The sequence below is a fragment of the Arsukibacterium sp. genome (assembly GCF_033722355.1).
GTDB lineage: Bacteria > Pseudomonadota > Gammaproteobacteria > Enterobacterales > Alteromonadaceae > Alishewanella.
Genome location: NZ_JAWVZF010000145.1, coordinates 1 through 7187 on the forward strand (window position 1 = coordinate 1; position 7187 = coordinate 7187).

Consider the following 7187-nt stretch of genomic DNA (forward strand, 5'->3'; position numbering starts at 1 on the left):
GCTCAGGGTTGGCACAGCGTTGTACTCGTTATAGACACCGGCCAGATGCAAAAAAGTGCAGGGGATGCCGTTACGGTGCTGCCGAATAGTGGCTTCAGTCTCTGCTTTGGATTGCGGATAAGCCCATTTGGGGCCTAACGGAGTTGACTCACTGACTTTATCACCGGGAGTCACCGGCTGATGTACCAGCATGGTGCCGGAGTAAATAAAACGGTCAACCTTAAAATCTGCTAATGCTGCCAGTAATTTTTCTGACCCTTTAACATTCACTTCGTCATACAGGGGCGATTTTTCACCGGTAAAATCGAAATAGGCAGCCAGGTGAATAACTGCAGCGATATGATCGCCATAGCGTTCACGAAAATGGTGAAATGCCAGCGCCAGGGAGTCTTCAGAGGTCAGATCAACCAGCAGGGTATTGTCTGCTTCATCCCTGTCCATTCCCACTACCTGAAAATCCGGCCGCAGGCTATCTGCCAGTGCTGAACCAATACTGCCCCCTGAGCCGGTAATCAGTACTACGGGTTTCTGTTTTGTCTGCTTAGGTGATGCGGCCTTATTATTACTGGTGTTTTGCTGGCTGTCGGTGTCAGAATGCTTAGCGTTAATAATGTATCCTCCTGTCTGGCTGATTCGCTAACAGCAGTTGCCGGGTACCTCTCGATACGGGCAGAGGGAAATATCTTTAACTAAAGCGTAGTCGATTTTTGCCGGGTTAACCAAACCATCAACAGGTGAGCAGCCACCACGTTGCCCAAGCAAAGTGGTGGCCCCCGGGCGGGCAGAATAATCCTGACTTAAGATTGTGCCGCGATGAACTGTTTTATTAATGCGGTGGTAGAACTATCAAAGCTGTGACTGATGTCACCGTCCACAGTCTGATATATTGGCCCGGATAACTGTTTACCCAGTTCCACTCCCCACTGATCAAAACTGTTCAGCTGCCAGATAGCACCCTGACAGAATACCTTATGTTCATATAAAGCAATCAGTGCGCCTAAATAATACGGAGATAATTCCGGTAACAGTAGGGTATTGCTCGGTTTATTGCCCGGCGATACTTTATGGGGGGCCAGTGCTTTTGCCTGCGGTTCAGTCATTCCCTGTTTCAGACATTCAGTCATTGCTTCTTCATGGGTTTTGCCCTGCATCAGCGCCTGAGTCTGGGCAAAGCAATGCGCCGCCAGCCGGTTATGCTGATCCTGTAGCGGGTGTTTTACCTTGAGTGGCAAAATAAAATCAGCGGGTACGGTCAGCGCACTCTGATGTAACAGTTGGTGGTAGGCATGCTGACCGTTGGTGCCGGCATCGCCCCAGATAACCGGGGCGGTAGCATAAGCTAGCTTGTTGCCGTCGCGATCGACACTTTTGCCATTACTTTCCATATCCAGTTGCTGCACATAGGCAGGCAGTAACCGTAAATAATGGCTGTAGGGCAAAAGCGCCTGTGCCTGACAGTGGTGACCGTTGATATACCAAACCCCGAGTAACGCCATAATAACCGGCATATTCTCGCTAAACGGCGCTGTCAGAAAATGTTGATCCATTGCTTCTGCACCGGCTAACAGCTGGTTAAACTGCTGATTGCCAATCATCAGCGCGATGGGCAGGCCAATGGCAGACCATAACGAATAGCGTCCGCCGACCCAGTCCCACAGTGGTAAAATGTTTTTCTGTTCGATACCAAATTCGGCTGCAGCGGTAATGTTAGATGAAATTGCCCAGAAATGATGGGCGATGGCGTTTTGATCCGCCCCGTGCTCAGTAAACCAGTGGCGGATTGCCAAAGCGTTTTGTTTGGTTTCTTCCGTGCCAAAAGATTTTGATGCCACCACCACCAGGGTCGTAGCTGGATTTAACCCGGCAAGGATATCGCTGATAACCGCACCATCAATATTTCCGGCGAAATGCAGCTGCACCGGACTGCAGTGATAAGGCGTCAGCGCTTCCACTGCCATTTGCGGCCCCAGTAAAGAGCCGCCGATACCCACCCAGATCACGTCAGTAATGGCACTGCCCTGATACCCCAGATACTGCTGCTGATGTAAGGTATCGACCAGTGCCGCCATTCTGGCCCGGCAGTCGCTGATTTGCTGGCCAATGTCTTCACCATTGAGCTGCAGATCACTGAGATCCTGCTGGCGTAACCTGGTATGCCACACCGGTCGCTGCTCAGTATTATTTATCGCTGCACCTTGCTGCATTTTCTCCCGTAAGCTGCTGATGTCGCTGTCAGCTGCCAGCTGTTGCAGCGCCTGCCAGCTGGTGTTATCAATCAGATTTTTGGCATAATCCAGGGTAATACCACAAGCTTGGGTGCTGTAGCGCGCTGCCCGTTTTGGATCGTTTTTGAAGGCCTCACGCAAACTCCCGCTTTGTTTAGCAAGTGAGCCCAGCTGGTTCAGACGATCGGTAACACTGCCCGACATAAAATACTCCTGTGCTGCTGGCAATAGGGTCAATATGACCGGCGCTTATAATTGCCCGCCAATTAACTGCTCCAGCTTGCGCTGGTCAATAGCAAACTTACGGATCCCTTCTGCCAGTTTCTCAGTCGCCATGGCATCTTCATTCAGCATCCAGCGAAATGCGCTCTCCGTCAGCGCAGGTGGCTTGGCGGTTTTAGCGCCGCCATCGACCAGTTTTACATCCAAGGTGCCACTTTGCTTACTTAATTCGTCCAGCAAAGCAGGACTGATCGTCAGCCGGTCACAGCCAGCGAGCGCCAGTACTTCTCCGGTATTGCGAAAACTGGCGCCCATAACCACAGTGGGATAACCATGTTCTTTATAAAAATGGTAAATATCCCGCACCGACAGTACCCCCGGATCGGTGTCAGCCGTATAGTCCTGCTTAGTGTTGGCTTTGTACCAGTCGAGGATACGGCCAACAAAAGGCGAAATAAGATAGACACCGGCCTCAGCGCAAGCCCGTGCCTGTGCCATATGAAACAGCAGAGTCAGATTACATTGGATGCCTTGCTGCTCTATCTGTCTGGCTGCCTGGATACCCTCCCAGGTAGACGCTACTTTGATCAGAATGCGTTCAGTACCTACGCCGTTTTGCTGATACAGCTCGACCAATTGCAATGCTTTGGCGACGGTAGCTTCGGTGTCAAAGGATAAGCGGGCATCCACTTCAGTTGAAACCCTGCCCGGAACCAGTTTACTGATGGCCGTACCGACATCAACGGCGAATTTATCACACGCGAGCTCCAGCACAGCGGCTTTATCACTGGCATGCGCTTTGGCGTAGCTGATGGCACTGGCCAGCATTGGCCTGGCAAAATCAAGCTGACTGGCGTTCAGTAACAACGAGGGGTTGGTGGTGGCATCAACGGGCCGGAACTGTTCAATTGCGCCGATATCACCGCTGTCTACCACAACAGTGGTGACAGCCTTAAGTTGACTTAATAGATCACTCATATTGTTTAATTACCGTTTTTTTTGAAACATTCTAGGGTTTGTCATGAACTAAGGCAATAAATGTAGGATTATTACAACAAGATGCACAACTTTGTGCTTGCTTTAGGAAAAAGCATTGCACCCTTATCGCTAAATTACTATATTGCCATCGGGCCCTTTGCAGCGCCGTTAACATTCACGTGATAATTTACAGATCACCTTAGCACAGGTTGTAAATATTCGTGCAATGCCAGCTTTGTAAAACCGATAAATTATTGCTAATTCCGGTCCATTGAGCCAGTTAAGGCCCTGCCACGTATTCACCGTTTTTTTTATAACTTCGTATTACAGGTAACGTATATGTTGATGGTTGTCTCCCCGGCGAAAGATCTTGATGCCAATCCTATCTCTCTTCAGCTTGCTACAACGATGCCGGCTCTGTTAGCCGAGGCAAATGAACTGGCAAATATTTGTAAGAAACTCAGCCCGGCTGAGCTCGGCTCACTGATGCATATCAGTGATAAACTGGCCGGATTAAATGCGGCCCGCTTCAGCCAGTGGCATCAGGATTATGCAGCAGACGAGGGCAAAGCTGCCCTGTTTATGTTTAACGGTGATGTGTATCAGGGATTAGATGCAGCCAGTCTCAGCACAACTCAATTGCAGTACGCCCAGAACCATCTGCGAATTTTAAGCGGCTTATATGGTGTATTGCGACCGCTGGATTTAATGCTGCCATACCGGCTGGAAATGGGTACCCGGTTAGCCAATGCGGCCGGTGGCGATTTATATGCCTTCTGGCAAGAACAGATTACCGATAACCTTAATACCCAACTTGCTGAGCTTCACACTGACGTCTTGCTCAACCTGGCGTCGCAGGAGTATTTTAAGGCGGTTAAAACCAAATCGCTGCGGGCCAGAGTAATAACTCCGGTATTTAAAGATTTTAAAAACGGCCAGTATAAAATTATCAGCTTTTTTGCCAAAAAGGCCCGTGGCCTGATGGCACGATATATTATTGAACAGCAAATTACTGATCCTAAAGCGATTACTGATTTTAATCTTGCCGGTTATCACTACAGCAAAGATGACTCAACTGCTGATAAACCAGTGTTTTTGCGCCGGCAGGCTGAATAATTCAGTAAAAATGCAGAAGGCCCTTAGGCTTTGCCAACATTTTTGCTAAAATAGCCGCCTGTCTGTTGTCGAGCTTTTAGCATGAAATTTCCCGGCCTGCGTAAAATCAAGCATTACTTTCCTGTATCTCAGCCTAAGCCGCAATTACCAAGCTTTGAAGTGCGGCCTGAGCTGGATACCTATATCGTCGGCCTGGACCAAACCATCGTTGATGTAGTGGCCAGCGTGACGGATGATTTTCTGGTGCGTTATGATATTCAAAAAGGCTTATCTAACCTGGTTGAGCACGCCAAAGCCAATGCTATTTATCAGGAGCTGGTCAGTAAGCAGGCAATCTCAGACCACTTTGCCGGGGGCACCATCGGCAATACTATTCATAACTATTCGGTGCTGGCTGATGATAAATCGGTATTGCTTGGTGTGATGTCAGCCAATATTGCGCTGGGTTCGCCGGCTTACCACTATGTCTGCCATACCAGCTCGAAAGTGGATATGAACCATTTGCAGGGTGTTGCCGGTGACATCGGCCGGGGTATTACCATGATCACCCCCGATGGGGAGCGGACCTTTGTCATTGACCCCAGTGATATGGACCAGCTGGAACCCGATTATATTCCAACCGATATCATAGCCGCTGCCTCAGCCTTTGTGGTCAGTGCCTATCCTTTGCGCGCTGTTGGTCAGCCTATCCAGCGGGCCATGCATAAGGCGCTGGAAGATGCCAAAATGCATGATGTACCGGTAGTGATGAGCCTGGGCACGCGCCATCTGGTGGAGGAAAACCGCGAGCAGATTATCAGTACCATTAAAAACTACGTGAATGTGCTGGCGATGAATGAACTGGAAGCCGAAGCGCTGACCGGTTTCAGTGACCCGTTAAAAGCTGCACAAGCAATTTTGGATCACACTGATATGGTGCTGATCACCGCCGGCGCCGATGGCCTGTATTTGTGTGGTCATACTGATGATAGTGTTAAGCGCGAAACAACAAATCCGATAAAATCAGCCAGTCTGGCCGATTTTAACCAGTATGAATTCAGCCGGCCAATGTTACGCAAATACTGTGAACTGCCGTTGAAGGTATATTCGCATATCGACCCGTATCTGGGGGGACCTGAGCGCATTCAGAATACCAATGGGGCCGGTGATGGTGCCTTATCGGCCATCTTACATGATATGGCAGCTAATCATTTTCATAAGCAGGTGCAGCCGTTATCCGGGAAACATGAAATGCCGTACCTGGCGTATTCGAGCTTCGCCCAGATCTGTAAATATGCCAACCGGGTAAGTTATGAAATTCTGGCCCAGAATGCGCCACGCTTATCAAAAGGCTTACCAGAGCGGGAAGACAGCCTGGAAGAGGCTTACTGGGAGCGGTAGTCGCATCGTTCCGCCTTCAGTTGGCAATCCCGTGTGCTCGCCACAGCAACTCGCAGGCCATCCCTGGCCTGCTCAGACACTCTGTGGCTGCGCAACGGGACGCCAACCTGCGGCGAAATATTGTAAGGAGAGGCATCGGAATGTCCTAAGCTAACCGTTGAAGCCCTGGACGGGCGGAAACGAGCCTACAGGGATGTATTTACGGCGTGTTAGCGTGGACATTCCGGTGACTCGACATATCCAACTTGCTTAGCTCTGAAACACACCTTGCAACATCCGGAAAGTGCCGGCGTCGGCATCCATTTCCACCGGGGCGCCGTGCGGCACAATAAACTGTTTGCTCAGATGGCCAATCATCGCGCCGCGATAAGCGGGAATATTCAGCGGTTTAATATGGTCATCAAAAATCTGATCCATCGTTAACCAGCCAAAGCCGCCACCGGGACGGCACGCGGTACATTCACCAAAAATAAAGCCGGCAATCTTATCCAGGGCGCCCATCAGCTTTAAGGTACTGAGCATTCTGTCTACCCGGTAAGGCGCTTCTTCAACATCTTCTAAAAATAAAATTTTACCGGTAAAGTCAGGCAGGTACGGTGAGCCTGCCAAGGCCGTTAACACGGTAAGGTTGCCGCCAACCAGCTGGCCCTGCACTTTGCCGCTGGTAATGGTCTGGATCCGGTTTTGCCGGGGGACTAACTCATCTTTGGCATTCAGTTCATTTTGATATTGCATCAGTACGCGCTGGAAGAATACCCGCTGAAACTGGTCAGCATTAAAGCTGTTCCAGCTGCCAGTGCCATTGGGGCCGTGAAAAGTCACTAACCCGGTCTGGGCGTTAATGGCATTGTGCAGCGCGGTGATATCAGAATAGCCAAGCAAAACCTTAGGGTTTCGTTTAATCAACGGATAATCCAGCAGCGGCAGCAGCCTTGCTGCGCCTGAGCCACCGCGCAGGCAGATAATTGCTTTTACCTGTGGATCAGCAAACATGGCATTGATATCGCTGGCCCGCTCAAGATCAGTGCCGGCCAGATGGCCACGACGTCCCTGCAGATGTTCACCCTGTTTCACGTTAAAGCCCAGGGCCTGCATCACTTCAGTTGCGATCTGAATATCCAGCCTCTCATCGGTTGCTTTCGATGGGCTAACCAGCGCTACGGTATCACCGGGGTTAAGTTGCGCCGGCAGAATAATATCGCCTGATGTACTGCGGCTTTTACTCTGGCTACCGGCCGCAGCGCAGCTGCTAAGCGGCAACAGACC

At 50.3% G+C, this 7187-nt stretch carries 6 protein-coding genes; 2 read left to right on the forward strand and 4 right to left on the reverse strand.

The features are described 5' to 3' along the window. The 3 genes from R3177_RS11830 to tal all read right to left on the reverse strand — a co-directional run. On the reverse strand, window positions 1-633 hold a 633-nt coding region (locus R3177_RS11830; RefSeq protein WP_318971239.1), incomplete at its 3' end, for an NAD(P)-dependent oxidoreductase. Window positions 634-797: 164 nt separating this feature from the next. Then, the gene (gene pgi, locus R3177_RS11835; RefSeq protein ID WP_318971234.1) at window positions 798-2429 is read right to left on the reverse strand and encodes a glucose-6-phosphate isomerase; all 1632 of its coding nucleotides are present in this window, start codon (window positions 2427-2429) and stop codon (window positions 798-800) included. Window positions 2430-2474: 45 nt separating this feature from the next. Beyond that, complete coding sequence (tal, locus tag R3177_RS11840) at window positions 2475-3425, reverse strand: transaldolase (protein ID WP_318971235.1); 951 nt, start codon at window positions 3423-3425, stop codon at window positions 2475-2477. Between the two features lie 339 nt (window positions 3426-3764). Between tal and yaaA the strand changes: the two genes are divergently transcribed. Together yaaA and R3177_RS11850 are read left to right on the forward strand one after the other, a co-directional pair. After that, window positions 3765-4541, forward strand: coding sequence for a peroxide stress protein YaaA (gene yaaA / locus R3177_RS11845; RefSeq protein WP_318971236.1), 777 nt, complete (start codon window positions 3765-3767; stop codon window positions 4539-4541). A gap of 81 nt (window positions 4542-4622) precedes the next feature. Further along, on the forward strand, window positions 4623-5921 hold the full coding sequence (locus R3177_RS11850) for an inosine/guanosine kinase (protein ID WP_318971237.1): 1299 nt from the start codon (window positions 4623-4625) through the stop codon (window positions 5919-5921). Window positions 5922-6170: 249 nt separating this feature from the next. Here R3177_RS11850 and R3177_RS11855 read toward each other — a convergent pair. Further along, window positions 6171-7187, reverse strand: a 1017-nt coding sequence (locus tag R3177_RS11855; protein ID WP_318971238.1) for an LD-carboxypeptidase, incomplete at its 5' end; no start/stop codon positions are given.

Coding starts and splice junctions, on each gene's coding strand:
- pgi (WP_318971234.1), bottom strand. CDS start 2,429: ATGTCGGGCAGTGTTACCGATCGTCTGAACCAGCTGGGCTCACTTGCT.
- tal (WP_318971235.1), bottom strand. CDS start 3,425: ATGAGTGATCTATTAAGTCAACTTAAGGCTGTCACCACTGTTGTGGTA.
- yaaA (WP_318971236.1), top strand. CDS start 3,765: ATGTTGATGGTTGTCTCCCCGGCGAAAGATCTTGATGCCAATCCTATC.
- R3177_RS11850 (WP_318971237.1), top strand. CDS start 4,623: ATGAAATTTCCCGGCCTGCGTAAAATCAAGCATTACTTTCCTGTATCT.